This is a genomic window from Streptomyces globisporus C-1027 (genome assembly GCF_000261345.2).
In the GTDB taxonomy this organism is placed as follows: Bacteria; Actinomycetota; Actinomycetes; order Streptomycetales; family Streptomycetaceae; genus Streptomyces; species Streptomyces pakalii.
The window spans coordinates 1,061,793-1,087,344 of sequence record NZ_CP013738.1; the positions used below are offsets into that span (position 1 = coordinate 1,061,793).

General features: G+C 72.6%; 27 protein-coding genes. 16 read left to right on the top strand and 11 right to left on the bottom strand.

Translation table 11 applies throughout. The features are described from left to right. Positions 1 to 22: 22 nt before the first annotated feature. Positions 23 to 760 (bottom strand): SDR family oxidoreductase, encoded by a 738-nt coding sequence (locus tag WQO_RS04525; RefSeq protein ID WP_029182457.1) that lies wholly within the window; start codon positions 758 to 760, stop codon positions 23 to 25. Positions 761 to 852: 92 nt separating this feature from the next. On the opposite strand from WQO_RS04525, the gene WQO_RS04530 reads away from it, so the two are divergent. The 5 genes from WQO_RS04530 (at position 853) to WQO_RS04550 (ending at position 5,501) form a co-directional block, all read left to right on the top strand. Then, a complete protein-coding gene (locus WQO_RS04530) occupies positions 853 to 1,692 on the top strand; it encodes a LysR family transcriptional regulator (RefSeq protein WP_010062239.1) in 840 nt (279 codons plus the stop codon). Between the two features lie 303 nt (positions 1,693 to 1,995). Next, positions 1,996 to 3,018 (top strand): winged helix-turn-helix domain-containing protein, encoded by a 1,023-nt coding sequence (locus WQO_RS04535; RefSeq protein WP_010062238.1) that lies wholly within the window; start codon positions 1,996 to 1,998, stop codon positions 3,016 to 3,018. A 143-nt stretch (positions 3,019 to 3,161) separates the two neighbouring features. Further along, complete coding sequence (locus WQO_RS04540) at positions 3,162 to 3,875, top strand: C39 family peptidase (RefSeq protein ID WP_029182456.1); 714 nt, start codon at positions 3,162 to 3,164, stop codon at positions 3,873 to 3,875. A 52-nt stretch (positions 3,876 to 3,927) separates the two neighbouring features. Beyond that, on the top strand, positions 3,928 to 4,917 hold the full coding sequence (locus WQO_RS04545) for an alpha/beta hydrolase (protein ID WP_010062236.1): 990 nt from the start codon (positions 3,928 to 3,930) through the stop codon (positions 4,915 to 4,917). A gap of 128 nt (positions 4,918 to 5,045) precedes the next feature. Next, the gene (locus tag WQO_RS04550) at positions 5,046 to 5,501 is read left to right on the top strand and encodes a Rieske (2Fe-2S) protein (protein ID WP_010062235.1); all 456 of its coding nucleotides are present in this window, start codon (positions 5,046 to 5,048) and stop codon (positions 5,499 to 5,501) included. Here WQO_RS04550 and WQO_RS04555 read toward each other — a convergent pair. Continuing rightward, positions 5,488 to 6,159 carry a cysteine hydrolase family protein gene (locus tag WQO_RS04555; RefSeq protein WP_010062233.1) on the bottom strand — a complete coding sequence of 224 codons (672 nt, stop codon included), beginning with the start codon at positions 6,157 to 6,159 and terminating at the stop codon, positions 5,488 to 5,490. The two genes, WQO_RS04550 and WQO_RS04555, sit on opposite strands and share 14 nt — an antisense overlap. A gap of 140 nt (positions 6,160 to 6,299) precedes the next feature. Here WQO_RS04555 and WQO_RS04560 point away from each other — a divergent pair, with 140 nt between their 5' ends. Next, positions 6,300 to 6,770 carry a pyridoxamine 5'-phosphate oxidase family protein gene (locus WQO_RS04560; RefSeq protein ID WP_010062231.1) on the top strand — a complete coding sequence of 157 codons (471 nt, stop codon included), beginning with the start codon at positions 6,300 to 6,302 and terminating at the stop codon, positions 6,768 to 6,770. Between the two features lie 39 nt (positions 6,771 to 6,809). Here the strand turns inward: WQO_RS04560 and WQO_RS04565 are convergent, their stop codons facing one another. Continuing rightward, a complete protein-coding gene (locus tag WQO_RS04565; protein ID WP_010062230.1) occupies positions 6,810 to 7,724 on the bottom strand; it encodes a LysR family transcriptional regulator in 915 nt (304 codons plus the stop codon). Positions 7,725 to 7,798: 74 nt separating this feature from the next. On the opposite strand from WQO_RS04565, the gene WQO_RS04570 reads away from it, so the two are divergent. Next, a complete protein-coding gene (locus WQO_RS04570) occupies positions 7,799 to 8,902 on the top strand; it encodes a DMT family transporter (protein ID WP_193407165.1) in 1,104 nt (367 codons plus the stop codon). Here the strand turns inward: WQO_RS04570 and WQO_RS04575 are convergent. After that, positions 8,893 to 10,224, bottom strand: coding sequence for an aminotransferase class I/II-fold pyridoxal phosphate-dependent enzyme (locus tag WQO_RS04575; protein WP_079055523.1), 1,332 nt, complete (start codon positions 10,222 to 10,224; stop codon positions 8,893 to 8,895). The two genes, WQO_RS04570 and WQO_RS04575, sit on opposite strands and share 10 nt — an antisense overlap. A gap of 37 nt (positions 10,225 to 10,261) precedes the next feature. On the opposite strand from WQO_RS04575, the gene WQO_RS04580 reads away from it, so the two are divergent. After that, positions 10,262 to 10,957 (top strand): pyridoxamine 5'-phosphate oxidase family protein, encoded by a 696-nt coding sequence (locus WQO_RS04580; protein ID WP_010062227.1) that lies wholly within the window; start codon positions 10,262 to 10,264, stop codon positions 10,955 to 10,957. A gap of 68 nt (positions 10,958 to 11,025) precedes the next feature. Here the strand turns inward: WQO_RS04580 and WQO_RS04585 are convergent, their stop codons facing one another. The 3 genes from WQO_RS04585 to WQO_RS04595 all read right to left on the bottom strand — a co-directional run bounded on the left by WQO_RS04585 (position 11,026) and on the right by WQO_RS04595 (position 13,805). Continuing rightward, positions 11,026 to 11,985, bottom strand: a complete 960-nt coding sequence (locus tag WQO_RS04585; RefSeq protein ID WP_010062226.1) for a DMT family transporter — start codon at positions 11,983 to 11,985, stop codon at positions 11,026 to 11,028. A 162-nt stretch (positions 11,986 to 12,147) separates the two neighbouring features. Beyond that, positions 12,148 to 13,173: an EamA family transporter gene (locus WQO_RS04590; RefSeq protein WP_029182454.1), complete on the bottom strand. Its 1,026-nt coding sequence runs from the start codon at positions 13,171 to 13,173 to the stop codon at positions 12,148 to 12,150. An 86-nt stretch (positions 13,174 to 13,259) separates the two neighbouring features. After that, positions 13,260 to 13,805: a Clp protease N-terminal domain-containing protein gene (locus WQO_RS04595; protein ID WP_010062223.1), complete on the bottom strand. Its 546-nt coding sequence runs from the start codon at positions 13,803 to 13,805 to the stop codon at positions 13,260 to 13,262. 244 nt (positions 13,806 to 14,049) lie between these two features. Between WQO_RS04595 and WQO_RS04600 the strand changes: the two genes are divergently transcribed. Continuing rightward, positions 14,050 to 14,244 (top strand): hypothetical protein, encoded by a 195-nt coding sequence (locus WQO_RS04600; protein ID WP_010062222.1) that lies wholly within the window; start codon positions 14,050 to 14,052, stop codon positions 14,242 to 14,244. 78 nt (positions 14,245 to 14,322) lie between these two features. Next, positions 14,323 to 14,754, top strand: a complete 432-nt coding sequence (locus tag WQO_RS04605) for a type II toxin-antitoxin system Rv0910 family toxin (protein ID WP_010062221.1) — start codon at positions 14,323 to 14,325, stop codon at positions 14,752 to 14,754. 111 nt (positions 14,755 to 14,865) lie between these two features. Here the strand turns inward: WQO_RS04605 and WQO_RS04610 are convergent, their stop codons facing one another. Then, the gene (locus WQO_RS04610; protein ID WP_079055524.1) at positions 14,866 to 15,489 is read right to left on the bottom strand and encodes a PadR family transcriptional regulator; all 624 of its coding nucleotides are present in this window, start codon (positions 15,487 to 15,489) and stop codon (positions 14,866 to 14,868) included. Positions 15,490 to 15,652: 163 nt separating this feature from the next. On the opposite strand from WQO_RS04610, the gene WQO_RS04615 reads away from it, so the two are divergent. Next, a complete protein-coding gene (locus WQO_RS04615; protein WP_058953873.1) occupies positions 15,653 to 16,771 on the top strand; it encodes an NADAR family protein in 1,119 nt (372 codons plus the stop codon). A gap of 73 nt (positions 16,772 to 16,844) precedes the next feature. On the opposite strand, the gene WQO_RS04620 is transcribed toward WQO_RS04615, so the two are convergent. Continuing rightward, positions 16,845 to 17,816 carry a helix-turn-helix transcriptional regulator gene (locus WQO_RS04620; RefSeq protein ID WP_010062216.1) on the bottom strand — a complete coding sequence of 324 codons (972 nt, stop codon included), beginning with the start codon at positions 17,814 to 17,816 and terminating at the stop codon, positions 16,845 to 16,847. A gap of 98 nt (positions 17,817 to 17,914) precedes the next feature. On the opposite strand from WQO_RS04620, the gene WQO_RS04625 reads away from it, so the two are divergent. After that, entirely contained in the window at positions 17,915 to 18,310 is a 396-nt protein-coding gene (locus tag WQO_RS04625) for a RidA family protein (RefSeq protein ID WP_010062214.1), read from the top strand. A gap of 329 nt (positions 18,311 to 18,639) precedes the next feature. Then, complete coding sequence (locus tag WQO_RS04630) at positions 18,640 to 19,461, top strand: PhzF family phenazine biosynthesis protein (RefSeq protein ID WP_010062213.1); 822 nt, start codon at positions 18,640 to 18,642, stop codon at positions 19,459 to 19,461. 50 nt (positions 19,462 to 19,511) lie between these two features. Here the strand turns inward: WQO_RS04630 and WQO_RS04635 are convergent, their stop codons facing one another. Next, positions 19,512 to 20,312 (bottom strand): CPBP family intramembrane glutamic endopeptidase, encoded by an 801-nt coding sequence (locus tag WQO_RS04635; protein ID WP_079055525.1) that lies wholly within the window; start codon positions 20,310 to 20,312, stop codon positions 19,512 to 19,514. A 164-nt stretch (positions 20,313 to 20,476) separates the two neighbouring features. Between WQO_RS04635 and WQO_RS04640 the strand changes: the two genes are divergently transcribed. Then, complete coding sequence (locus WQO_RS04640) at positions 20,477 to 22,270, top strand: substrate-binding and VWA domain-containing protein (RefSeq protein ID WP_193407167.1); 1,794 nt, start codon at positions 20,477 to 20,479, stop codon at positions 22,268 to 22,270. A 114-nt stretch (positions 22,271 to 22,384) separates the two neighbouring features. Here WQO_RS04640 and WQO_RS04645 read toward each other — a convergent pair whose 3' ends face one another. After that, positions 22,385 to 23,890, bottom strand: a complete 1,506-nt coding sequence (locus WQO_RS04645) for a glutamate-cysteine ligase family protein (protein WP_010062210.1) — start codon at positions 23,888 to 23,890, stop codon at positions 22,385 to 22,387. Positions 23,891 to 24,374: 484 nt separating this feature from the next. On the opposite strand from WQO_RS04645, the gene WQO_RS04650 reads away from it, so the two are divergent. After that, positions 24,375 to 24,959, top strand: coding sequence for a hypothetical protein (locus WQO_RS04650; RefSeq protein ID WP_010062209.1), 585 nt, complete (start codon positions 24,375 to 24,377; stop codon positions 24,957 to 24,959). Between the two features lie 335 nt (positions 24,960 to 25,294). Further along, positions 25,295 to 25,501, top strand: coding sequence for a DUF5999 family protein (locus tag WQO_RS04655; protein ID WP_010062208.1), 207 nt, complete (start codon positions 25,295 to 25,297; stop codon positions 25,499 to 25,501). The last annotated feature ends 51 nt before the right edge of the window (positions 25,502 to 25,552 follow it).

Sequence of the window (25,552 nt, forward strand, 5' to 3'; positions counted from 1 at the left end):
GACGCCGGGGGGGGACGCCTCTTCACCAGGGCACAGGGCCCTGGTCATCGAAGAGGCCCCCGGTCGGCCCGTCGTCGGGGAGGGTCGCGAGCCTGATCGCGACCCGTGCCCCTTCCTCGGCGGTGCGGGTCCCGCTGAAACCGTTCAGGTCGGTGGCCACATAGCCGGGGCACGCGTTGTTCACGAGGATCGGGGTGGAGCGCAGCTCCGCGGCGTACTGGACGGTGACCGCGTTGAGGAAGGTCTTCGTCGGCGCGTAGCCCCCGCTGATCCCTCCGAGGTCGGTGCCGGGGTCGGTCTGCAGGGTCAGGGAGGCGACGTGGCTGGACTGGTTGACGATCCGCGGATGCGCGGAGCGGTGCAGCAGGGGCAGCATCGCGTTGGTGACCCGGACGACCCCGACGACGTTGGTGTCGACCAGCCGCAGGAGGGCGGCGGGATCGAGCGACGTCGGCTCGTCGGGCCAACCACCCGCCGCACCCGCGTTGTTGACGAGTACGTCGAGCCGGCCCGCGCGCTCCTCCACGAGCCGGGCGGCGGCCCTCACGTCGGCGTCGTCGGTGACGTCGAGCGGGACGGCGAAGGCGTCCACCCCCCTCGCGCACAGCGCCGCGACGGCCTGCGCGCCGCGCTCCCGGTCCCTGGCACCGATGCCGACGCTCCAGCCGAGCGCGCCGAGGCCCGCAGCGATCTCGTATCCGATTCCCTTGTTCGCGCCGGTGACCAGCGCGATCGTCTGTTCGCTCATGTCCGCCAGCATCGGCGGCCTTGCGCCGGGGACCAACACCGTACGGGCCTGACAGCGATGCCTTCACGGCATCGGTCGTGGTGCGGGCGGGTTACGGTGCCGACATGGAGATGCGTGAGCTGCGGTACTTCGTCGCGGTCGCGGAGGAACTGCACTTCGGCAGAGCGGCCGAGCGGCTGGGGATCGCCCAGCCGGCGCTGTCCCGTGCGCTCGCCGGCCTGGAGGGACGGCTCGGGGTGGTGCTGCTGGAGCGGTCCAGCCGCCGGGTCCGGCTCACCGATGCGGGAGCGGTGCTGCTGACGGAGGCGCGGGCGATCCTCGCGGCGGCGGAGGCGGCCGAGCGCCGTACCCGGGAGGCGGTCGAGCGGCGGCCGCGTATCGCCCTGGCGGTCAAGGCCGGTACGGCGGGCGAGCTGCTGGCCAAGGTGCTCGACGCGTACGCCGCGCATCCCGGCGCGTGCGCGGTCGATCTGCTGCTGTGCGAGGCGCACGAGCAGCGGGAGCTGTTGTGCTCGGGGCGGGCGGACGTGGCGCTGCTGCACCTGCCGTTCGACGCCGTCACCGGACTGGACACGGAGGCCCTGCTGACCGAGGGGCAGGTCGCGGTCCTGCCCGGCGACCACCCGCTGGCCCGCCGGACGGCGGTGTCGCAGGCCGAGGTGTCCGCCGCGCCCGGTCCTCCCCCGGCCCGCTGGCCCGCCCCGGACGGCAGCTGCCCCGAGGGCCCCGGGGTCGCCGTGCGGAACCTGACCCAGCTCTTCCAGCTGATCGCCCTCGGCCGGGCCACCGTGGTCCTGCCCGCCTCGGCCGCCGTCGACCTGCGGCGGGACCTGGTCGCCGTGCCGGTGACGGACGCGCCGCCGGTGACGGCGGTGCTCGCCTGGCTGCCGGAGAGCCGGTCGCGGCCGGTGGCCGATCTCGTCCGGGTGGCGGCGACGGTCTGAGCCCTGATTCCTCCGAGGTCCGTCGCGGAAGGCGCCCCGCGCCATGTGGCGCAGCGGGTGTCCGGCGCCCCGGAGGAACGCGACGGTCCCGTGCGGCTGCCGGTCCGCCGGACGCCCCCGGCCCGGGCCCGGCATACCCCGTCCCGGTGGCGGGTAGTGGCCTGTTCTCCGCCGGTGCGGCGAGCGGGTCAGTGGTCCGTTCCCCGCCGGTGTCCGCACGGCTGGTCCCTGCCAGGTCGCGGGCACGTGCAGCCGACCGGGCCGCGTGTGCGGTGGCCCGGCCCGCCTTCCCATGGAGCGTCCATGCTGCGGATCCACTTCACCCCCGAGGACCTGACGCGGGTCAGGGTGGCCCCGGGGCCGGACTTCCTGTGGGAGATCACCAACAGCGTGCAGACCCTGCAACGGACAGACGGGGAGCGGGTGTTCGGCGCCTGGCGGCGCTGGGTGCGGCCGCGTCTCCCGGAGAGCCGCCGGTTGCTCTCCCCGCTCCTGCCGCCCCATGGGTACTCCCCCGACTTCCTCACCCCCACCTCAGGCGACCGCACCACGCTCGGGGCCGCCATCGACGCCCTGCTCGGTACCCCGCGCCCGAGGCTGCGGGCGGAGCTGACCCGGCTGGCCGGGACGAGGCGGCTGCCCGACTGGGCCGCCGCGCTGGCCGAGGGCGACCCGGACACGCTCGCACGGCTGGGCAAGGCGCTCCACGCCTACCAGGTCGAGGCACTCGTACCGCACTGGCGGCATGTCCGCGTGGCGCTGGAGGCCGACCGGGCGCTGCGGACACGGCATCTGATGGACGGCGGAACCGAGGCGCTGCTGACCGGTCTCGGGCCCGACGTCCACTGGCGGCCGCCCGTGCTGGAGGTCACCTACCCGGTCGACCAGCACCTGCGGCTGAACGGGCGCGGCCTGGTGCTCCAGCCGTCGTTCTTCTGCTGGCCCACCCCGACCACCCTGGCGGACAGTGACCTGCCGCCCGTCCTGGTGCATCCGATCCAGCACGCGGCCGGCTGGGCGGACACCGCGGGCGCCACGGAACCGGCGACCGGCCGGAGCCCTCTCGGCCGCCTCCTCGGGCAGACCCGCGCCGATCTGCTGCGGGCCACCCGCACCGGATGCTCGACCGTGGAGGCGGCCCGGATGCTCCAGGTGACCCACCCGGCCGTCAGCCAGCACATGAACGTCCTGCGCGGTGCGGGGCTGACCACCACCGTCCGCACGGCCGGCCGCGCCTTTCACGTCGCGACCGCCGAGGGGCGTGCGCTGCTGGCCGCCGAGGACCGCCGGGCGGGACGCGGGCCCGGCGCCAACCCGCGCCCGTAAGACAGGACTTACAGCGCTTGTGCCCGTCGCCGCCGGGCCACCACGCTGTCCCCTGGTCACCGCACCGCCCGGCCGGACGGCCCCACCCTCCCGGCCCCGCACGGCGACGTTCCCGTACGGCCCCGCCCCCCACAGGAGCCCTCATGCGCGCGAGACTTGTCCCCGGTGTGATCGCAGCACTCACCCTCGGAGCACTTCTGCTCCCCGGCACCGCTCAGGCCGCCCCCGCCCCCGCCGTCCCGGTCGTGGACGTACGGGCCCACGACTCGACGGCCGGCACCGCCCTCGCCTCGGGATACGACGAGCCGGGAACGGAACTGCGCGTCGACGCCGGGCGGACGAGCGCCGCCCGGTGGCTGGAGATCGACTACCAGGTCCAGCAGACCGGCTACTGGTGCGGTCCCGCCGCGACCCGCATCGCGCTCTCCGCCCGCACCGCCGCGCCGAGCCAGGGCGAACTGGCGGCGCAGCTCGGCACGACCGAGGCGGGCACCGATCACATCGGCCAGGTCACCGCCGTGCTCAACGCCCGTCTCGGCGGGGGCTGGTACGAGACCAAGGAGATGCCGAACGACCCGCCGACCCAGGCGCAGCGCGATCTCCTGTGGCACGACATCGTGTTCGACATCGACCGCAACTATCCGCTGGTCGCCAACATCGTCGCCCCGCCCGGCAACCAGCCGCCCGGTTACCCGCCGGACCAGACGATCTACCACTACTTCACCGTCTTCGGCTACGACGCGGTCGACCGCACGGTCCTCATCGCGGACCCCGCGTCCTTCGGCGGCAACCAGATCTACTGGATCTCCTTCGACCAGCTGGCCACCCTGATCCCGCCGAAGGGCTACTCCGCCTGACGCCCCGCACCCCACACCTCGCATCCCGCACTCCCCTGACCAGGAGGTCACGTTGAGCACCCGACGGCCCACCCGCAGAGGCGTCCTGAAGGCCGCCGCCGGAATCACCGCGACCACCGCGCTCGGCGCGGGAGGCGTCCTGGCGTCGGCGTCCGCCGCCCATGCGGTGGGCGACGGCTTCGGTCTGCGCATCGTGGACCGCGACGAGCGCGATCCCCGTATGCGCTACTTCCGCTTCGCGACCGACGCGATCAGCTGGAACCCCGGCGTCAACGTCCTGCTGCCGGACGGCTACCACTCCGGCGGGCGCCGGTATCCGGTCCTGTACCTGTTCCACGGAGGGGGCACCGGGCAGGACTTCATCACCTTCGACCGGATGGGCATCCGCGCCTGGACCGCCGGAAAGCCGCTCATCGTCGTGATGCCGGACGGCGGCGCCGCGGGCTGGTACTCCAACCCGGTCGCCTCCAACGTCGGCCCCCGCAACTGGGAGACCTTCCACATCGCTCAGCTGCTCCCGTGGGTGGACGCCAACTTCCGTACGTACGCGGAGTACGACGGCAGGGCCGTCTCCGGCTTCTCGATGGGCGGATTCGGCGCGCTGAAGTACGCGGCCAAGTACTACGGGCACTTCGCCTCGGTCAGCTCCCACTCCGGCCCGGCCAGCCTGCGCCGTGACGCCGGACTCGTCACCCACTGGGCCAACCTCTCGTCCGCCGCCGTGGAGTTGGGCGGCGGTACGGTCTACGGGGCGCCGCTGTGGGACGAGGCGCGGGTCAGCGCCGACAATCCGGTGCAGCGCGTCGGGAGTTACCGGAACAAGCGGGTGTTCCTGGTGGCGGGCACCAGCCCCGACCCGGTCAACTGGTTCGACACGGTCAACGAGACACAAGTCCTCGCCGGGCAGCGGGAGTTCCGGGGCAGTCTGGGCGCGGCGGGGATTCCGCACGAGTGGCACGAGGTGCCCGGCGGCCACTTCGTCCGCCCCGATCTGTTCCGGCGGGACCTGGACGGGATCGTCGCCCGCCTCCGTAAGGCCTGACGGGCTGAGGCCTGACGGCCCGGGCCACCGGCGTACGGCGCGGTCGTCGGCGTGAACACCGCGGTCGCAGGGCACGTACCTCTGACCGACGTGCCCGAGACGGGGACACCGACGAAGGGAATGCCGCGATGAGCACAACGCAGGAGCACCGGAGCCTCCTCGGACGCCGCACGGTCGTCGCCGCGGTGGGAGCGGCCGGAGCGGCTGCCGCCCTCACCGCGTGCGGCGGCGGATCGGACGACAAGGGAGGCTCCGACACGGTCGAGCAGCCCGGCAGCGGGGGCGAACAGCAGGGCGGTGCGGTGCTCGCCGCCACCGCCGACATTCCGGAAGGGGGCGGAAAGGTCTTCGCGCAGCAGAAGGTCGTGGTGACCCAGCCGAAACCGGGCGAGTTCAAAGCGTTCTCGTCCACGTGCACCCATCAGGGCTGCGCGGTCAAGGACGTCTCGGCCGGGACGATCACCTGCCCCTGCCACAACTCCACCTTCGACGCCGCCACGGGCAGCCCCACCGGCGGGCCCGCCACCCAGCCGCTGCCCGCCCGTGAGATCACCGTCGAGGGCGACTCGATCAGGCTGGCGTAGCCGCCGCCCCCTGTCTGCGGGGTCGCTTCCAGCCGCCGAGGACCGCGTCCGTGGTGGTGACGGTGGCGACCAGGGCCAGAGTGTTACGGACGATGGCGGGGGTGTACTCGGCGGGCACCCCCGCGATGGCGTCGGCCGGGACGACGGCCGTGTAGCCGAGGTTGACCGCGTCGAAGACGGCGTTGGGGATGGCGATGTTGGCCGAGACGCCGGTGACGACGAGCGTGCGGCAGCCGAGGTTGCGCAGCAGCGGGTCGACGTCGGTGCCGGCCAGGGGCGAGAGTCCGTGCAGCCGGCGGACGACGAGGTCCTCGTCGGCGACCTCGATGGGAGGTGCGACCCGGACGGCGGTGCTGCCGGTGTGCTGCTGGACGGGCAGCCGGGCGGCGGCGCGGAAGAGCCGGGCGTTGCGGTTGCCGCCGCGCCCGTCGGGCCGGCTCTCGGCGACCGCGTGCATGACCTGGACGCCGCTCTCGTGGGCGGCGGCGACGAGGCGGGCGATGTTGGCCAGCGCGCCCGACGAGCATGCGGCGGAGGCGAGTTCGGGCAGGGCGCTGTCCGGGCCCACGACGCCCTGCTGGCACTCGACGGTCAGAAGAACGGTGGTGGCGGGGTCGAGCAGCGCGGTGAGCCGCTCATGCGATTCCCTCGACGGCACGGGCACTCCTCTTCTGTCTCCGGGGCCGGTTCGGTCACCGGACCGGGCGCGCGAGAGTAGCGGCCATTGCGCCATGAAGGAAGAGCGTCCATGATTTCTGACACCCGGTCAGCACCATGGACTTCGAGGAGAGGGCGGCCATGACCGACACCCAGCGACGAGGCCGCCGGATCATGATGACGCCCGAGGAGCGGGACGCCTATCTCGGCCAACAGCGCACCTGCCGGGTGGCGACGCTCGGCGCGGACGGCGCTCCGCACATCGGCGCGCTGTGGTTCGTCTGGGACGGCGGCTCGCTCTGGCTGTACTCCATCACGCGCAGCCTGCGCTGGTCGCAGCTGCGCAAGGATCCCAGGATCGCCGTGGTCGTGGACGACGGCGAAGGGTACGAGGAGCTGCGCGGCGTGGAGCTCACCGGCCGGGCGGAGTTCGTCGGCGAGGCGCCCCGCACGGGCGAACCCTGCACCGAACTGGTGGAGCCGGAGCGGCTGTTCCCGGTGAAGTACTTCGGCATCACGGAGATGCCGCACGACGAACGGCACGCCTGGCTGCGGCTCACCCCGGAGAAGATCACCTCCTGGGACTTCCGCAAGCTCGCCGGTCTCGCCTGAACCCGGGGGCCGCTGCCCTTCGGGCTTCCTCTCAGGGGCTCACCCGCCTGCGGCCGCCACGCCCGCACCCGCCGCACGCAGCGCCGCCACCGCGGCCCGGACCGACGGACGGCGGTCCGCGTCCGTGCGCCAGACCACGTGGACGTGCCGCCGCATCGTCTGTCGCACCGGGACCAGCCGCACCCCGTCGGGAACCGGGCCGCGCCCGAGCCGCGGGGCCACGCAGACGCCGAAACCGGCAGCGATCAGGGCGAGTTGCGTGTGGTGCTCACCGGCCAGGTGGGCGATGCGCGGCTCGATGCCCCGGGAGCGGAGGGTGAACATCAGCCAGTCGTAACAGAATTCGCCCTCGGGCCAGGACACCCACGGATCGTCCGCGAAGTCCTCCAGGTCCACCTCGTCGCGGTCCGCCAGCGGATGCCCGGCGGGCATGGCGATGTCCGGTGCGTCGTCGAGGAGTTCGGCCTTGGTCAGCCCACCGGGCACGGGCAGCCGCTTGTTGCTCCAGTCGAGCACGACGGCCAGGTCGACGTCTCCGCGGAACACCGCGCGCAGCCCCTGCTCGGGCTCCAGCTCCCGGGTACGGACGGTGAGATCGGGGTGGTCCGCGCGCAGGGAGGTGAGCGTCGCGGGGAACAGCCCCCGGGCCGCGGTCGGGAAGGCGCAGATCCGTACCTCGCCGACGACCTCGCCCCGCTGGGCCTCGATGTCGGACTGGGCGAGCTCCACCTGCGACAGGATCCGCGCGGCGTGGTCCGCGAGCAGCCGGCCGGCGTCGGTGAGGCGGACGCCGCGGCCGTTCTTGGCGAGCAGCCGCTGCCCCACCTCGCGCTCCAGCTTGGCCATCTGCTGCGAGACCGCCGACGTCGTGACGTGCAGCCCGTCGGCCGCCCCGCTCACCGAGCCGTGCCGGGCGAGGGCGTCCAGGGTGCGCAGCCGCTCCAGGTTCAACATGTAAGCGATGCTACGCGATCCACCGCAGTAACATTCGCTTGTCCTACGACGTCGTCTTCGTCAGGCTGGACCGCATGAGCGCTCCCTGCGAGCCGAGGGCCACGGCCCCGGCGTCAGCCCCTCCCGTCCCGCCCGTGCCGTCGGCGACGACCACGGCATCGGCGTCGGCCCCGGCCGCCCGGCGGCCGGCTCTCGACTGGCGGATCCGGTTCGCGGGGCTCTCGCTCATCTGGGGGTTCAGCTTTCTGCTGATCAAGGTCGGGACCGAGGGGTACGCCCCGTTCCAGGTCACCTTCGGCCGCCTGCTGGCCGGTACGGCGGTGCTGGTCGCCGCCATGGCGATGCGCCGGGAGCGGCTGCCGCGTTCGGCCCGGACCTGGGGCCACCTCACGGTCGCGGCGCTGCTCCTGAACGCGCTGCCGTTCTCGCTCTTCTCCTACGCGGAGCTGACGATCCCCTCGACGCTGGCCGGGATCTGCAACGCGACCTCACCGCTGTGGGGGATGGCGCTGTCGGTGGTCGCTCTGTCGGAGGACCGACCGACCCGCCGCCGGGTGGCCGGCCTGGGCGTCGGCTTCCTCGGCGTCCTCACGGTGCTGGGCGCCTGGCAGGGCTTCTCCGGCCTGGACCTGCCGGGCACGGGCATGGCCCTGCTCGCCTCGTTCTGCTATCCGGTCGGCTGGATCTACGTCCGCCGCACCCTGGCCGGGACCGGCTCGTCAACACTGGCGCTGACGGGCAGCCAGCTGTGCCTCGCCACGGTGCAACTGGCGGTGGTGACACCGCTGTTCACCTCCGCCCCCACCTCCCTCCCGCTTCTGCCCACGCTCTCCGTTCTCGCCCTGGGGGCGCTGGGCACGGGCCTCGCGGTGCTGCTCCAGTACGGCCTGGTCCAGGAGGTCGGCCCGACGACGGCCCAGATGGTCACGTACTTCATCCCGGTGATCGCGACGGCGGCGGGCGTCGCGCTGCTCGGCGAACAGCTGAGCTGGAACACCCCGGTCGGGGCACTGGTCGTCCTCGTCGGGGCGGCCCTCACCCAGAGCCGCCCCCGCCGGACCGCAGCCACCGCCCCGATCCCGACCCCCGCCCCGGAGGGCAGCCTGCCCGCCGCTCCGGCCCCGGGATCGCCTCCGGTCGAGGCCGCCGGACGCGGCCCCCGCCCGCCTCAGCCGTAACTGACCGGCCGCGCGGGCTCCGCCGCGGCGGCCACCGCGTCCGCCAGGGGCCCGATGTCCGCCGCGGTCAGCGGGGAGACGGTGAGCCGGACGGCCTGAGGCGTGTTCAGCCGGAAGCGGGCGCCGGGGGCGGCGGCCCAGCCCGCGTGGAGCAGCCGGGCGACCGCTCCGGTCTCGTCGCTCACGGGCACCCACACGTTCATCCCGCTGCGACCCCGGGCGCCGACACCGCGTTCCGCCAGTGCCTGGATGAGCGCGTCCCGCCGGTCACCGTAGGACCGGGCGACCGTACGGGTGTCGACGGCGCCCGAGGTCCACAGTTCGAGCACGGCGCGCTGGAGCAGGCGGCTGACCCAGCCGGGCCCGAGCCGGTGCCGCCCCTCCACCCGGTCGACCGTGACGGCGTCCCCCGTGAGCGTGGCGACCCGCAGATCCGGACCGTACGCCTTGGCCGCCGAGCGGATGAACGCCCAGTGGACCGTCGCCCCGGCCAGCGGGTGCAGCGGCAGGTCGACGATGGCGTGCCCGTGGTCGTCCTCGATCAGCAGCACGTCCGGGTGGCGGGCGAGGACCGCGCGCAGCTCCCGGGCGCGCCGGGCGTCCACCGAGGCGCCGGTCGGGTTCTGCGCCCGGCACGTGACGACGAGGGCCCGCGCCCCGGACCGCAGCGCCCGCTCCACATCCGCGGCCAGCGGCCCGGAGTCGTCCACCCCGACCGGTACGGCACGGAGCCCGAGCGCCGGTACGAGGTCGAGCACGCTGCCCCAGCCGGGGTCCTCCACGGCCACCGTGTCACCCGGCCTGAGGTGCGCCGCGAGAACCCGCTCGATCGCGTCGAGGGCACCGGAGGTCACGGCGACCGGCCCGGCGGGAACCCCGTCGGCGTCCAGCGCGGCGCGGGCGTACGCGGCGAACTCCGGGACCACGGGGGCCTGCCCGTACAGACCGCGGCTCACCGCGTCGGCGGCGGCGGCCGCGGCGAGCGCCGGCCCGGGGTCGGGCAGCAGCTCCGGATCGGGATTGCCCTCGCCGAGGTCCCGGACGCCCGGCGGCGCCTCGATCCGCAGGGAGCCACGCGAGGTGCTGGCCGGGGCGGCCCGCACCCGGCTCCCCCGGCGGCCCGCCGTCTCGATCACCCCGCGCTCGCGCAGCGTCCGGTAGGCGGCCGCCACGGTGTTGGGGTTGACCTCCAGCCGCGCGGCCAACTCCCTCATGGGCGGCAGCACATGGCCCGGCGGAAGGTCCCCGGAGCCGACCCCGCGCTCGACGCTGGCGGCAATCTCCGATGCACGCCGCCCACTGATCCGATACTCTCCTAGCACAAACCACATTATGCACTAGTGCAATGGAGTTCAGCACATGCAGCACACCGCAACGCCCGACAGCGCGGGACAGGACGTGGCCGCCCCCTACCTGCCCACCGACCGCACGGTCCCCACCCGGTCCAGGGACCGCGCCTCCTACGACCGGGAGCTGGTCCACTCGATCCTCGACGAGGCCTACCTCTGCCATCTGGGCTTCGTGCGTGACGGCGCCCCGGTCGTCCTGCCGACCCTCTTCGGCCGGATAGGCGAGCGGCTGTACGTCCACGGCTCGACGGGCTCGCGACCGCTGCGGGCGGCGAAGAGCACGGCCCCGGGACTGCCGGTCTGCCTGACGGTCACCCATGTCGACGCCCTCGTGCTGGCCCGGTCCGCCTTCCACCACTCGATGAACTACCGCTCGGTGGTGGTGCACGGCACGGCCGTGACGGTGACCGACCCCGAGGAGTTGCGGCTCGCCCTGGACGCGATCGTGGACCAGGTGGTGCCCGGCCGCTCCCAGGACTCCCGCCCCGCCAACGGCAAGGAGCTGGCCGCGACCGCGGTGATCCGGCTGGACCTGAACGAGGTGTCCGCGAAGGTCCGCACCGGCGGCCCCAACGACGAGCCCGAGGACGGCGCCCTCCCGCACTGGACCGGCATCGTCCCGCTCACCCGGGGCTACGCCCCGCCGGTCCCGGCGGACGACCTGGACCCGGCCATCGGCGTACCGGACTACCTGTCGGCGCTCTGACGGCGGCGGAGGCCGACCGCAACGGCGCGGAGGCATCCGCCGACGTCATCCGGCTCCGGCCGGGCCCGTCACACGGCCACGGGCTCCTTCCGGCGGGCGACCGCCGCGCCGCGCGCCTCCGCGAGGGCCAGTCCGGCCACGGCGGCCAGCAGAAGCAGCGTGCCGAGGACCGTGGCCGCCGTCAGCCGCTCCCGCAGGACGGTCACCGCGATGACGGCCGCGCTCACCGGCTCCAGGAGCATGATCACGGATACGGTGGCCGCGCGGACGGCGGCCGCTCCGGCGAAGTACAGCGCGTAGGCGAGGGCGGTGGGGACCGCCGCCACATAGACGATCAGCCACAGCACCTGCCCGGTCTCGGCGGTGTGCGGCACCAGCCCCTCGGCCAGGGCCATGGGCAGCAGGCCCACCGCTCCGATGCCGAACGCCCAGGCGCTGGTGGTCAGCGCGTCACCGCCGCCGCCGTCGCGCCCGAGCCACCGGGTGAGCAGCGTGATCGCCGCGTACCCGGAGGCGGACAGCAGCGCGAGCAGCACCCCGGCCGGTACGACGTCGCCGCCCTCACCGCCCAGGACCAGCACGGCGAGCCCGGTCAACGCCCCGGCAACGGCGGCCAGTCCGCCCAGGCCGAAGCGTTCGCCCAGCAGCACACGCGCCCCGACGGCGATCAGGACCGGCCCGGCGCCGAGCGTGACGACGGTGCCGACGGCGAGCCCGGTGACCTCGACCGCGGCGAAGTACGCGCTCTGGAACACGGTGAGCCCGATCCCGGTGCCGAGGATGCGGAGCAGCCGGCGTCGCCGGGGTTCGGGTTCCCGGGGCGTGCGGCGGGGGCGCAGCGCGAGCGCCCCGGCGAGCAGGACGAGACCGCCCGCGCAGCGCCAGAAGGACAGGGCGAGGGGGCCGAGATCGCTGACCCGGAAGATCAGGGACGCGGCCGCGCCGGCGGTGCCCCAGGCGACTCCGGCGATGACGAGGTACAGCAGGCTCCGCCCGACGGGCAGCGCGGACGGGACAGGGAAGGACATGTGACTTCTCCAGCGGAAGACAGGGGTTCGACGGATCGCTCGGCTCCGCACGCGGGCAGCGACGAACCGCTCGGGGACTGCCCGAGCCCGGTCTTCGTCAGGAGTGGCCGCGCGCGCTAGGCGGCAGGCGGCGGCAGCACAGTCAGATGCATGGTCGGCACACTAATGCGGGGCCCGGCCGTGGGACAACTCGTCCTCGACCGGCCCGGCGACCGCCCCGGTGCCGGCCCCGGCGGCGACCGGACCGGAAGGAGGCTTCGGCGCGGCGGACTGGGCGATGAACGCACCGGTCAGCACGACGAATCCACCGATGAGCTGCGGCGCGGAGAGATGCTCGCCGAGGAGCACCCAGGCCAGCCCGGTGGCGATGACCGCTTCGAGGCAGGCGACGACCCCGGCCACCTGCGGCGAGAGCATCCGGACCGAGACGACCCCGGTGGCGTACGCGAGGACGGTGGCGAGCAGCACGATCCAGCCGAGCAGCAGCCAGGCGGGGACCTCGTCGCCGTTCATGCCCGCGCTGCCGCCCAGCAGCGCCCAGTCCATGCCCCAGGGGCGGGCGACGACCGTGAGGACGGCCGCGCCGACGATCAGCCCGTACGCGATGACGCCGACGGGGTGCGGGGGTTCGGCGCCGTCACCGGACCGGCCGTCCTGCCCGCCGTGGTCGGACAGGACGAAGTACCCCACCTGGCAGCAGGCGGCGCCGAGGGCGAGCAGCAGTCCGAGGAGATCGAAGCTGAGCCCGGCCCAGACCTCGACGACACACGCGAGTCCGCCGACGGCCAGCACCACACCGACGGCGGCGGCCCGGGTGACGGGCCTGCGCTGCACGAAGCGGACCCAGCCGAGGACCAGCGCGGGCGCGAGATATTCGACCAGGAGTGCCACCCCGACCGGGATACGGGAGATCGAGGCGAAGTAGAACGCCTGGACCCCGGCCACCGCGAAGAGGCCGAACCCGGCGAGCAGGGCGGGGCGTTCCCGTACGAGGCTCCGGTGGCGCCAGGCGACCGGCAGCATGATGAGGGCGGCGCCCGCGACGCGGAGCCAGACCACGTGCAGCGGGTCGAGTCCCGCCTCGATCAGCGGCTTGGCCGCCACTCCGGAACCGCCGAACGCAAAGGCGGAGAGCAGGGCGAGTCCCAGCCCTGCGCTTCTGCCCTGGAACCTCGAAGACGCGTGCATCGGCACATCATGGCAGCAGTCGACAGCACCGTCACCCTCGTGACACCTGTCGAGACGACGCCCTCGGGGGCGAGCACCACGAAACCTCAGCCGCGCCGCGACTCCTCGGCCGCGAGCACCCCCGCGACGCGGTCGGCCAGCCACCGGGCGTCCACGCCTCCACGGGCGAGCACCTCCACCGCGCGCGACTCGGCGTCGGCGGCCAGCGCGGCGAGCAGGTCGAGACCGGCGGCCCGGTCCTCGCCGCGCGACGCCGCGCGGTACAGCGCGTCGTCCAGCGCGGCCAGCGCGGAGGGCGACCAGCCGTCGGCGGCCGGGTCGCGCACCACGGGAACGGCACCGGAGTCCTCGACGGAGCCCTGCCAACGGAGCCCGTAACCGATGCTGCGCTGAACGAGATAGCCGAGCACCCTGGCGAGCTGCGGCCCGCCGTCGAAGGCCTCACGGACCTCGGGGTCCGCCTCGATCAGCGAGTGCAGAAGGTGGGCGGTGTCGATCTGGCGGTCCCCGTCCCGCAGCGCACGCCTGCGCGCACCGGTCAGCACCGCTGCCAGTTCGTCGGTGAAACGGGCATCGAGTTCGGGGGGGTTCGGTGCGGGCTGCTCAAGGATCCGCGGCGTCCGGTTTTGCACCTCTCTACCCCATCAGTCCCGGGGCCGGAATGCATCGCCGGAGCGACCCATTGAGCATCCCACCGAAGTTGGGGACGGCCGTGCGATCCGTCATCCTTGCGGATGAGATCGCCCCGAGGGGACACAAGCATGAGACGCCCGGGGCGCGCCGCCTTGCACCGCACGCCCCCCTGGCAACCGCGAACCCCCGCGCGCACGTCCCAGACGCCACAGCGCACGAGCGGGGACGGGAGGGGAGGAACGGGTGTTCTGGATGGTCGCCCTGCTCGCCCAGGACGGGCTGCAGTACGTCTACCGCGTGTACGCACCCGACGACGCCCTGCCCGCCGATCTCTTCTGGACGGCCTTCCACTGCCACGACGACGGACCCCATCCCCGCGCGTCGGACCGCTTCGACGCCGCGGTGATCTGGCGGCACCGGCAGCCCCAGCAGATCTGACGGTTCATCAGTATTGAATGTTGGCGCGGCCCCCGCTACGTTCCGCGAACCGATACCGGACGAACCAGGGGTGGTCGCATGGCTGAAGTCAGCGCCGAGGCACGGATCGAGGCACCCGCCGGGAAGGTCTGGGACCACCTCACGGACTACGGGTCGTACGGGGAGTGGAACGCCACTCACACCAGCTTCCCCGGGGGCGGGCCGGCCGAGCTGAAGCTCGGGGCCGCCTACGAGGAGAACATGAAGCTCATGGGCTTCCCCGCCGAGGTGACCTGGACGGTCGACGCCCTGGAGCAGGGCCGCCTGCTGGCGACCCGGGGCAAGGGCCCGATGGGGGTCAACCTGGCGATGCGGTACTCCCTGACCCCGGAGGGCGACGCCACGACGGTACGCATCGACGGGGAGTTCACCGGCGCGGCGGTCTCGCTGATGGGCGGCAAACTCACGGACTCCGCGACGGCGGCGCTCCAGGAGTCGCTGCGGAAGCTCGACGGTCTCGCGACCGCGTGACCCACGCCTGAACGGTACGCAAAGGGCCCCGGGGGGAATCCGTTCCCGCGGGGCCCTTCACGTACCACCTGCCGCGCCGCATACCTTCCGCGCCGCATAACCGCGCACGGCTCAGTGCTCGTCGGCGAGGATCAGGTAGAGCTTCTTGCGCGCGTCATTGATGACGGTCAGCGCCTTCTGCCGCTGATCGGCGGAGCCGGTCTTCCAGACCTGCCCGAACGCCTCCATCAGACCGAACCCAGCCTGCCGGATCTCGTTGACGCCTTCCCAGTCGACACCACGCCCCGCCTCCTCCCAGGGAGCCTCGGGGCCGGTCTCGGCCTCGCTCCGCCCGGATTCGGTGAGCGTGAACAGCTTCTTGCCGCCCTCGCTGGCGCTGACGATCAGGCCCTCGTCCTCCAGTAGCTGGAGCGTCGGGTAGACGGAGCCCGGGCTGGGCCGCCAGGCCCCGCCGCTGCGCTCGCCGATCTCCTGGATCATCTCGTAACCGTGCATCGGGCGGTCCTTCAGCAGAGCCAGGATCGACGCCCGCACGTCACCGCGCCGCGCCCTCCCCCGACCGCCGCCGCCCCGGCCGCGCCCGCCCCCGAAGGGACCGCCCCCGAAGGGACCGCCGCCGAAGGGCGGCCCGAACGGCCCGAAAGCGGCTCGCCGGCCGTCACCCTCGCCTCGACCGTGATGACCGGGCCCGCAGTGCCCCGGCCCGTGCTCGTGTCCATGTCCGTGTGAACGCATCGCTACGCTCCTTCCACCGTTGATCTGTCGCGATGCGTCAACGATATATCGGAAACTATCGGATGACAAGACCGTCGGGGCGTGGACCGCCCGTGCTGCCCGCCCCGCCCCCTGACAGAAAAAATCAAGGTCCGCCCGGCGGCCGCTGCGACACAATCGCGGGATGATCGGCAGACGGATCACCTATCGCATCGCGGACGGCGTCCGCATACCCGGTACCTGGCGGCACGCCTTCATCCGCAACGGCAGGTACTTCCTCACCGACCTCTTCATCTACGCCGACGGACTCATCGACTGCTGGGGCCTGGTCACGATCGAGGAGTTCGAGGAGAAACTGCGGACCGGCTGGGTGGCCACCACACTCCCCGACGGCGCCGAGGCCTCCGCACACCATCTGGCGAGCTGGAGGTTCAGCGAGCCGCAGAGCCGGCTCACCCCCGAGCTGGTCATCGCCGAAGTCCGCGACACCATCGATCAGTTGAACAAACGGCCCGACTCGACCGGACGCGCTCTGGCCGCCGTCGACGTCTTCCTCGCGGACCGGACCGAGGAGAACCGAGCCGCGGCGGAAGCCGCGTTCCTCGCCGTCCCGGCTTCCCAGCGCCGCTACGCGCTGGGCGACATGGACAGCAAGGACTGGCCGCTGCGGGTCCTGGTGGCAGGGCCCGGGGGCCGGACCTATCTGCCGGGCGACCCGCCGGTCTCCCAGGAGGACCACGACCGGGCCCTCGCGTACTTCGAGGAGCGCGCCCACTGGAGGCGGGAGTACGACACACGCGTCCCGGCGGACGGACCGGCAACCCCGCACGCCCCCGCGATCCAGCTCTACCAGTCGTATCCGGACAAGCCGGAGGCCGACCCCGGCCACCGCGGACTGCGCAACGACTACCCCGCCCCCATCACCGTCGGGGAAGTCCTCCACCCCTCCGTCGCCCACGCCTACTGGGCCCTGTCGGTCGCGCAGCCGGAGATCAGCAGCGCGATCACCGCGGCGGACACCGCTCACACGGCACGCGAGCTCGCGGCCGCGGCACCCCGCCGTGAGGGCTGGGAGCACGTCCGCACCGCCGTCATGACCGGCCTGCTCCGCGCCAAGTACGACCAGCATCCCGAGCTGGCCGAGATCCTGCTGGCGACGGACGACGCCACCCTGATCTACGACGACATGGACTCGACCTTCTGGGGCGACGACGCCGGTCGCGGCCGCAACTGGACCGGCCGTCTCCTCGAACTCGTCCGCTCCGAACTGCACCTGCGGCGAAACGGGATCCCCGGACTGTGATTGGGCGGACCGTCTCCTGCGGGCAGGCCGGGCAGACCGGGCCCGCAGGAGACGGCCCGGTGAGTCCCCTCTCTCAGGGCGCGCCCCGGTAGCGGGCCACGATCGTGGCCGCGCGGTCGCGCAGGGCGGTACGCAAGGACTGCGGAGACAGGACTTCCGCGTCCGTGCCGAGCTGCCATACCGCCCATTCGGCGTGCCGCGCGTCCTGGAAGGTGACCTCGAGGCGCGACCAGCCGTCCGCTTCCGGGCCCTCCGCGCGGACGGCCCGGACGGTGCCCAGCAGTTCCTCGCGTCGCATCGGGCTCACCCGTACCAGCGCGGTGATGTGGTCGTCGGAGAGGAACCGCGCGGAACGTTCCCGCCAGATCCGGTCCAGGTCGACGCGGTCGGGCCGCTCCGCCGGATCGGGCAGTTCCTCGGCCGCCAGCACACGCGACAGCCGGTAGGTGCGGTCCTCGCCGGATCGCGTGGCCAGCAGATAGCCCCGGTCCCGTACGGTCACCAGGCCGATCGGGTCCACCGTGCGCCACTGCGGCGCCCGGCCCGCGGGCGCGTAGTGGATACGCAGCTTGTGCCCGGCGAGCACGGCGCGGCGGACCGCCAGCATGGTGGTGTCGGGCACCTCGTCGGTGACCGTGCGGCGGGAGAGCAGATCGGTCTCCGGGTCGACGAGGAACCGCTGGGCCGCGTCGCCCGCGGCGGCCTGATGGCTCTCGGGCAGCGCGTCGACCACCTTCCGCATGGCCGAGGCGAGCGCCGCCCCGAGGCCGAACACCTGCTCCCCGCGCCCCGATCCGGCGGCCAGCAGGGCGAGGGCCTCGTCGTGGTTCAGCCCGGTGAGCTCGGTCCGGAAGCCGGGCAGCAGCGCGAACCCGCCGTGCCGGCCGCGCTCGGCGTAGACCGGGACGCCGGCCGAGGACAGCGCCTCGATGTCCCGCAGCACCGTGCGGGTGGACACCTCCAGCTCGCGGGCCAGGGTGTCGGCGGTCAGCCGGCCGCGCTGCCGCAACAGCAGGACCAGCGAGACCAGTCGGTCGGCACGCATGCGGGAACCCTAACGAAATACCTGACCAAGGGCGTCATCATTTGTTGGAAGGCTCCCCTCGTACCTTCTCGGTCGAATCGAATGGAGCTGAAGTGGCAGTGGACCGAACCGCCGTCAACCCGGTGACCTGGTCGGTGGACCTGGGCTTCAACCAGGGCGAACTCGTCTCCGGACAGTCGCGGACCCTCTACATCGCGGGGCAGACCGCTACGGGCAAGGACGGCAAGCCCCAGCACGACGGTGACATGGCGGCCCAGCTGGCGCTGAGCGTCGACAATCTGGAGGCCGTCCTGAGCGAGGCCGGCATGTCTCTCGCGAACCTCGTCCGGCTCAACGTCTACACGACCGACGTCGGTCTGCTCTTCCAGCACTACGGCATGCTGGCGGGACGGCTGGGCGCGGCCGGGGTGGCGCCGGCCAGCACGATGCTCGGGGTGACGCGGCTGGCGATCCCCGGGCTGATGGTCGAGCTGGAGGGCACCGCCGTCGCCTGACGCGACCTCGTCCGACGGTCCGGCACGAGCCGGGCCGGACCGTCGGGCGAGAACGCCTTCCTGCGGCGAGCACTGGCGCCATCTGATCGCCAACAACGGCCCGGTCCTGCACCTCCAGTGCCCGCGCTGTACGCACACCTGGTCGCTGGACACCCGGCCCGGCCTCCCCCACCGCAACGACGGCACCTCCTGCCTGTGAGACGCCGGCCGTCTCGGAGCCGCGTGAGGCCCAAGAGCCTCCGGCCGTCTCGGAGCAGCCGGAATCCCAGGAGCCAGACACCGCGAATTGGCCTTGGCCGGTCCCCGTTCCGGCGCTCTACGGTCGGCGTATGAGGATTCGCATCGTCGACGCGTTCACCGACCGCCCCTTCTCCGGCAACCCCGCCGGCGTGCTCCTGCTGGAGGGCGGTGCGTTCCCGGCCGCCGAACGCCTTCAGGAGATCGCCGCCGAGGTCAACCTCTCCGAGACGGCCTTCGCCCACCCGCTGCCGCCGGGCGGCACGGCCGACTGGGCGCTGCGCTGGTTCACCCCGGTCGCCGAGGTCGACATGTGCGGGCACGCGACGCTCGCCACCGCCCACGTCCTGCACACCACGGGCCTGGCCACCGGCCCGGTGCGCTTCACCGCGCGCTGCGGGATCCTGAGCGCGACCGCCCACCTGGACGGCAGCCTCACCCTCGACTTCCCCACCGCCCCGCTGTCCGAGGAGCCGGTGCCGTACGGACTCGCCGACGCCCTCGGGGGCGACCCCGTCTCGGTGCACGGAACCGGCGAGCACGTCGGTGACCTGCTCGTCGAACTCCGCGACGAGGCGGCCGTACGGGCGCTCGCCCCGGACTTCACCGCCCTGGCGGCCCACTCCCGGCGCGGCGTCATCGCCACCGCCGCGGCCGAGGACCCCGCCCGGGGCTACGACTACGTCTCGCGCGGCTTCTTCCCGGGCGTCGGCATCGACGAGGACCCGGTCACCGGCAGCGCCCACACCGCGCTGGCCCCCTTCTGGTCGGCCCGCCTCGGCCGCGACGACCTCACCGGGCTCCAGGCGTCGGCCCGCTCGGGGCTGGTCCGCACCGCGCTGCGCGGCGAGCGCACCCTCCTGACGGGCACCGCGGTCACCGTGATCGACGGCGAACTGCTCACCACCTTCTGAACCCGGGAAGCATCTGAACCGCGGAACCTTCTGAAACCCGGAGCAGGCCCCTAAGGCGTCGGCAGCCAGCCCACCCGGCCCGCGAGCAGCGCGTACCCGACGAACGCCCCGATGTCCAGGAGCGCGTGCGCGACGACCAGCGGGCCCACCCGGCCCCAGCGCCGGTAGAGCAGCACGAAGACGACGCCCATCACCACGTTGCCGATGAAGCCGCCGATCCCCTGATACAGGTGGTAGGACCCGCGCAGGACGGAGCTGGCCACCATGGCGGCCATCGGCGTCCAGCCCAACTGTCCGAGCCTGCGCAGCAGATACCCGACGACGATGACCTCCTCCACCACGGAGTTCTGGATCGCCGAGAGGATCAGTACGGGGAACTTCCACCAGACGTCGGGCAGGGATTCGGGAACGACCGTCAGGTTGAACCCGGTGGCGCGGGCCACGAGGTAGAAGGCGAGGCCGGCGCTGCCGATACCGGCCGCGACCAGGGTTCCCCGGCCGAGGTCGAACCAGGGCTTCGTACGGTCGAAGCCGATGGCCCGCAGGCCCGCCCCCTCCCGGATCAACAGATGCGCGACCAGTGCGACCGGCACCAGAGCCGTTGCGATCCCGAACATTTGCCAGGCCAGATCCAGCCATGGACGGCCCGGAGCGTACGAGCCGTTGAGCGTCGCCGCCTGGTCCTTCAATCCTCCCGGTTTCGTCAGGGATCCGACAAAACTGATGAGGGCCGACAGTGCGCTGGCGCCCAGGGAGAGCGCCAGGACCAGCACCACCTCGGACCGCAAGATCCTTCGTGACACGGCCTCTTGGGGATAAGAATCAGCCACGCGCCCGACCTCCACCTGCACACCTGCCTTTTGTTCTGCAATCGCGTCTCATCCCACCGACCGTCCCGCTAGGGTCTCGAATACAGGTACGAAGATCATGCGCGACAGGCCGGGGGACGACCACCATCGCTGATGGTCGGGTCCCCTTTTTCCTTGTTTGATCCTCAAGGAGGGGTACCACCGACATGGGACGTCATAGCTTGCCCGACAGCCACGCGGCGGAGGGACGCCGGGGCCACCTGAGCACCCGGCGTCGGCGTCGTACGGTCGCCGTCGCCACCCTGCTCGTCCTCGCCGTGGCGACGGGAACGGCTGTCGCGGCCAAGGGCGGTCTGTTGTCGTTCTCCGAGTCCTGCGAGGACTCCGCGGTACACCTGTCCGTGGTCGCGTCCCCGGACATCGCCCCCGCCGTACGTTCCATCGCCGAGCAGGCCCGCGCCGACGAGCTGAAGGCCGACGGCCGCTGCCTCGTGGTGGAGGTGCTGGCCCGCGACGCGCACAAGGTCGCCGAGGCCCTCGCGGCAGGGGACACGGAACCCGGCTTCCAGGTCTGGCTGCCCGACTCCGACCTGTGGCTGGAGCGGGCCAAGGGGCTCGGCGACGGCGTCCCCGTCTCCCCGTCCGACTCGGTGGCCTCCTCCCCCGTGGCCCTGGCCATGGTTCCCTCCGCCTCGCGGGCCCTGGGCTGGCCCCGTAAGACGTACACCTGGGCCGAGCTGGTGGCCGGGGCGCTGGGCTCGGACCGGGTGCGCCTCGGCGCCGCGGACCCGGCCCGCAGCGCCACCGGGCTGCTGGCCCTCGCCGGCATCGGCGCCTCGTCCGCGCGGCAGGGCGGGGACAGTGACACCCGGGTCGCCCAGACCGCGAAGGTGCTCGCCGAGCGGATGTCGGACGGCGACGCACAGGTGCTGGAGACCCTGGCGCGGAGCACGTCCGGGGCCGAGGAGGGCAATCCGAAGCGCAACCAGGCGGTCCTGCTCTCCGAGCAGGCGGCCTTCACGCACAACGCGGAGGCGACCGGCGCCAGCAAGCTGGATCTCTTCTACCCGGAAGACGGCACACCGCTGCTGGACTACCCGTACACGCTGGTAAACGAGGCGCGGCTGAGCACCCCGGAGTCCCGCGCGGCCCTGCGCTTCATGAACCTGCTGGGCGACCGGGAGGCTCAGGCCACGTTCGCCGAGCACGGCTTCCGGGCCGGTGACGGCCGCGCGAAGGAGTCCCTCGTCGCGGCGGCCGGCGGCAGGAAGCCCCAGCCGTACGCGGAACCGGCCGCCGAGGCGCCCTCGGCCGAGGAGCTCCGGGAGACCCTCGGGATGTGGACGATCACCGTGCAGAGCGCACGGCTGACCACGGTGGTCGACGCCTCCGGTTCCATGGCGACGCTCGTGCCGGGCCGGAACCAGTCCCGGATGGACGTCACCAAGGAGTCGCTGATCCAGGCGCTGGACCAGTTCACGCCCGACGACGAGATCGGGCTGTGGGAGTTCGCCACCACGCTGGACGGCCAGAAGGACTACCGGCGGCTCATGGAGACGAAGCGGCTCGGCGACCGCTCCGCGGACGGCGGGACACACCGGGAGAAGCTCACCGCCGCCTTCGCGGGACTCCAGCCGGTGCCCGGCGGGGCGACCGGGCTGTACGACACGACGCTGGCCTCGTACAAGGAGGCCCGGTCGACGTATGTGAAGGGGAAGTTCAACGCACTGGTGATCCTCACCGACGGCTCCAACCAGGACACGGACGGCATCTCGCGGAGCGGGCTCGTCACGGAGCTGGAGGAGCTCGTCGACCCGGAGCGCCCCGTCCCGGTCATCGCGATCGCGGTGGGCCCGGACGCGGACCGCGACGAGGTCGCCGAGATCGCCCGGGTCACCGGCGGCGACGGCTACGAGGTCAGCGACCCGGCGGAGATCCAGGCGGTGATCCTCCAGGCCATCATGGCGGCGGGACAGAACGGCCGCGCAGCCCAGGAGTGACCGCCCTGACCGGCCACGCCGCGCCGCGCAGATATGACCGCCCTCACCGGCCGCGCCGCCCAGGAGTGACGGGCCGCGAGCAGGTCCCGTCACTCCCTCGCGTACGTCCGCGCCTCAGGGCGCCGGGAACCCCACCGGCCAGGTGTGCACCGGCTCTCCGGCGTGCATCAGCTCGGCGTAGCGCCGCGTCATGGCCGCGAGGGCCGCCTCCCGCCCGAGCCCGGCGTCCAGGGCCCGGTCGTACGTGGCGACCTGCCAGGAGGCCCCGTTGACGCGCCGCCTGCACCGCTCCTCGATCACGCCGAGATAGTGGTCCCGGTCCGCGGGTTCGATGTGCCAGGCTTCCAGGCCGGCGGCGGCCAGCGGCAGCAGCTCCTCCAGAACCAGCTGTACGGCGGGGATCCTGGCCAGTCCGCCGGAGCGGCCGGACCGGGGCCAGAGCATCTCGGCCTCGATGCCGTGCCGGCAGGCCTCGGTGAAATTCTCCTCCGCGGCCTCGAACGGCAGCCGGCTCCACACCGGCCGGGACTCCTCGGCGAGTGCCCGCACGAGCCCGTAGTAGAACGCGGCGTTGGCGATCACGTCGGTGACCGTCGGCCCTGCGGGCAGGACGCGGTTCTCCACCCGCAGATGGGGAACGCCGTCGGCGATCCCGTACACCGGGCGGTTCCAGCGGTAGACGGTGCCGTTGTGCAGCACCAGCTCGCCCAGCTCGGGCACCCCTCCCTCGTCCAGCACCTCCAGGGGGTCCTCGTCGTCGCAGATCGGCAGGAGCGGCGGGAAGTACCGCAGGTTCTCCTCGAACAGCTCGCGCGCGGAGCCGATCCAGCGCTCCCCGAACCAGGTCCTGGGGCGTACACCCTGGTTCGCCAGCTCCGGCGGCCGTACGTCGGTGGCCTGCTGGAACAGCGGCGGCCGGGACTCGCGCCACAGCTCCTTGCCGAACAGGAACGGGGCGTTGGCACCCAGCGCGATCTGGACGCCGGTGATCGCCTGCGCGGCGTTCCAGACGTCGGCGAACCGCTCCGGCGTCACCTGGAGATGGAGCTGGACCGAGGTGCAGGCCGACTCCGGGGCGATCGAGGGCGAGGTACAGACCAGCCGCTCGACGCCTTCGATATCCAGGGCGAAATCCTCCCCCCGGGCGGCCGCCATTTGATCGTTGAGCAGGGTGTAGCGGTCCACGTCCGAGAGATTTGCGGACACCACGTCGTGCTCCCCCAGGGTGGGCAGGATTCCGATCATCACGATCCCCGCGTCCACCTCCCCCGCCTTCCGGTGCGCATAGGCGAGGCCGGTCCGCAACTCCTCCGAGAGCTGATCGAATACCCGGCCGCCGAGGCGGTGCGGGACGATATTCACTTCGAGATTGAACATCCCCAGTTCGGTCTGGAAATCCCGGCTCGCGATGCGCTGGAGCACCTGCTGATTCATCATGCGGGGCATCCCGTCGGAACCCGCGAGATTCAGCTCTATCTCCAGCCCCATCAGATTCCGCGGACGGTCGAACCTCCGCTCCTCCAGAAGCCTCCCCAGCCCCTCCAGGCACCGGTTGAGCTTCGTCCGATACGCCTGTCGATCGGACAGGTCAAGGGCTCCCGCCACGACCTTCTCCCCCATCGAGGGGTCCCTCCTCCAGTGGGCGGCCCGCGGCCCAGGCCGCTCGCATCACGATCGATAGTGCCCAGCGAGAGTGATCCGTAACGCCCCCACGGGCCTCCGATACCCGATAGTCTGGTTGCAGGAGACCGGGGGCACATTCCTACGGCATGCGGCACGGAGCATTTTCGGCTGGTTCATGCGTGGTGAAAACACCGACGAGTTTCGGCCGTCCGTGTCATCGGAAGGGTGCCAGGTCGCCATCGACCGCAGCCGGTGAAATCCGCAGGAATACCGCGATTCGAAGGCCGGATGAAGCCTTGCGCGACATATCCGCGACTGCTAGCGGAAACACTGTGTGAACACGCTTCATATAAACTCCGCTCAACGAGGCAGAGCGTTGATACGACTCGCCCGTCACCGGCCTCCTCTGGCCCGCACGCCGACAGCGCCGTCTGCACCCGCCCACGCTCCACCGTGTCTCCGAAGTGAGAGGCGACCCACTATGCCGCTGCATGTTCCCCCGGCTCCCGCGCCCGCCCTGCGCAGCGTTCTCGCGGCCCTCGGTTCTCCCACCGCCGTCCGCGAAGCCCGAACCCCCGGTCTCCGGTCCGTCCAGGGACCGCTGAGCCCCGAACTACCGCTTCCCGTGCATGTGCTGGACCGGATCGCTCCGACCGGGACGGCGCCGCTGACCCGCCTGGCGGCCTGGCGTTTCCTGATCCGGAGCGAGGGCCGCGCGGTCGCCGCGGCGGACACCGTGCTCACCCCCGACGGCTGGACGTTCTCGCACTTCTTCGAGGGGCCCTACCTCGCCTCGACCGAGCTGGCCGTCCGGCAGGCGGAGGCCTCGGCGCCCGGCTGCCAGGCGCGGCTGCTGTCGATCCCGGAGCTGTACATGCTCACCCTGTGGCTGCACGGCGACACCGAGGCCGATCCCTCCGGCGGGGTGCTCGCGCCTACGGACGTCCTGGTGCCCCTGGCGCCGGCCCCGCCGGGCATCGCGGCCCACCGCCCGCACCGGGTCGCCGATCTGCTGCCCGTCATCTCGCTGCGGGTGGCCCCGGGGCCGCTCCTCAGCTCGGCCTGACCGACGCCGGCAGGGCCCGGGCACAGCGCCCCCGGGGCGACCCCGATCCGCCCCCGCACGACGGGCGGCGGAGAGGGATCACTGCGGGGGCACTGTGCTGCCCGTTCGGACTAGTCCCATCCGGCCACCCCGAACCACCCGAAGGGACAGTGCAGTTGCGGTGAACCGTCCGCGCGGGTGATGCGTCATGGGAGGAGTACGGGTGCTGCAGCGAAATCCCTGCGGATTCTCCCCCGTAGGGCAACACTGGGACCGGACCGACTGATACGGGGGCGGCCATGAACGACTCATCCAGCCGCAGGACACTCGACTCAACGCAGCGAAAGAACCCATCCATGTGCCAGCACCAGCCACCCTGCCCCACCGCCGATTCGCCCGACCGGGAGGCCGCCCGCCTGACGGCCCACCACCCCGAACAGGGATGGAGCCTCCTGTGCAACGGCGTCCTGCTCTTCGAGGACACCGGCGAACTGCTGCCCGACGGACAGATCATCGCCCCGCACCGGCCGCTGGCATCCGGCCGCGTGGTGAAGGCCGCCTGAGAACGTCCGTACGGAAGAAGCCATACGGAAAACGGGGCCGGCCCGGAGAGA

Bases quoted from the DNA above. Each gene is read 5' to 3' on its own strand.
- WQO_RS04525 (WP_029182457.1), bottom strand. From the start codon at position 760: ATGCTGGCGGACATGAGCGAACAGACGATCGCGCTGGTCACCGGCGCG.
- WQO_RS04530 (WP_010062239.1), top strand. From the start codon at position 853: ATGGAGATGCGTGAGCTGCGGTACTTCGTCGCGGTCGCGGAGGAACTG.
- WQO_RS04535 (WP_010062238.1), top strand. From the start codon at position 1,996: ATGCTGCGGATCCACTTCACCCCCGAGGACCTGACGCGGGTCAGGGTG.
- WQO_RS04540 (WP_029182456.1), top strand. From the start codon at position 3,162: ATGCGCGCGAGACTTGTCCCCGGTGTGATCGCAGCACTCACCCTCGGA.
- WQO_RS04550 (WP_010062235.1), top strand. From the start codon at position 5,046: ATGAGCACAACGCAGGAGCACCGGAGCCTCCTCGGACGCCGCACGGTC.
- WQO_RS04560 (WP_010062231.1), top strand. From the start codon at position 6,300: ATGACCGACACCCAGCGACGAGGCCGCCGGATCATGATGACGCCCGAG.
- WQO_RS04565 (WP_010062230.1), bottom strand. From the start codon at position 7,724: ATGTTGAACCTGGAGCGGCTGCGCACCCTGGACGCCCTCGCCCGGCAC.
- WQO_RS04570 (WP_193407165.1), top strand. From the start codon at position 7,799: ATGAGCGCTCCCTGCGAGCCGAGGGCCACGGCCCCGGCGTCAGCCCCT.
- WQO_RS04580 (WP_010062227.1), top strand. From the start codon at position 10,262: ATGCAGCACACCGCAACGCCCGACAGCGCGGGACAGGACGTGGCCGCC.
- WQO_RS04585 (WP_010062226.1), bottom strand. From the start codon at position 11,985: ATGTCCTTCCCTGTCCCGTCCGCGCTGCCCGTCGGGCGGAGCCTGCTG.
- WQO_RS04590 (WP_029182454.1), bottom strand. From the start codon at position 13,173: ATGCACGCGTCTTCGAGGTTCCAGGGCAGAAGCGCAGGGCTGGGACTC.
- WQO_RS04605 (WP_010062221.1), top strand. From the start codon at position 14,323: ATGGCTGAAGTCAGCGCCGAGGCACGGATCGAGGCACCCGCCGGGAAG.
- WQO_RS04610 (WP_079055524.1), bottom strand. From the start codon at position 15,489: ATGCGTTCACACGGACATGGACACGAGCACGGGCCGGGGCACTGCGGG.
- WQO_RS04615 (WP_058953873.1), top strand. From the start codon at position 15,653: ATGATCGGCAGACGGATCACCTATCGCATCGCGGACGGCGTCCGCATA.
- WQO_RS04620 (WP_010062216.1), bottom strand. From the start codon at position 17,816: ATGCGTGCCGACCGACTGGTCTCGCTGGTCCTGCTGTTGCGGCAGCGC.
- WQO_RS04630 (WP_010062213.1), top strand. From the start codon at position 18,640: ATGAGGATTCGCATCGTCGACGCGTTCACCGACCGCCCCTTCTCCGGC.
- WQO_RS04640 (WP_193407167.1), top strand. From the start codon at position 20,477: ATGGGACGTCATAGCTTGCCCGACAGCCACGCGGCGGAGGGACGCCGG.
- WQO_RS04645 (WP_010062210.1), bottom strand. From the start codon at position 23,890: ATGGGGGAGAAGGTCGTGGCGGGAGCCCTTGACCTGTCCGATCGACAG.
- WQO_RS04650 (WP_010062209.1), top strand. From the start codon at position 24,375: ATGCCGCTGCATGTTCCCCCGGCTCCCGCGCCCGCCCTGCGCAGCGTT.
- WQO_RS04655 (WP_010062208.1), top strand. From the start codon at position 25,295: ATGTGCCAGCACCAGCCACCCTGCCCCACCGCCGATTCGCCCGACCGG.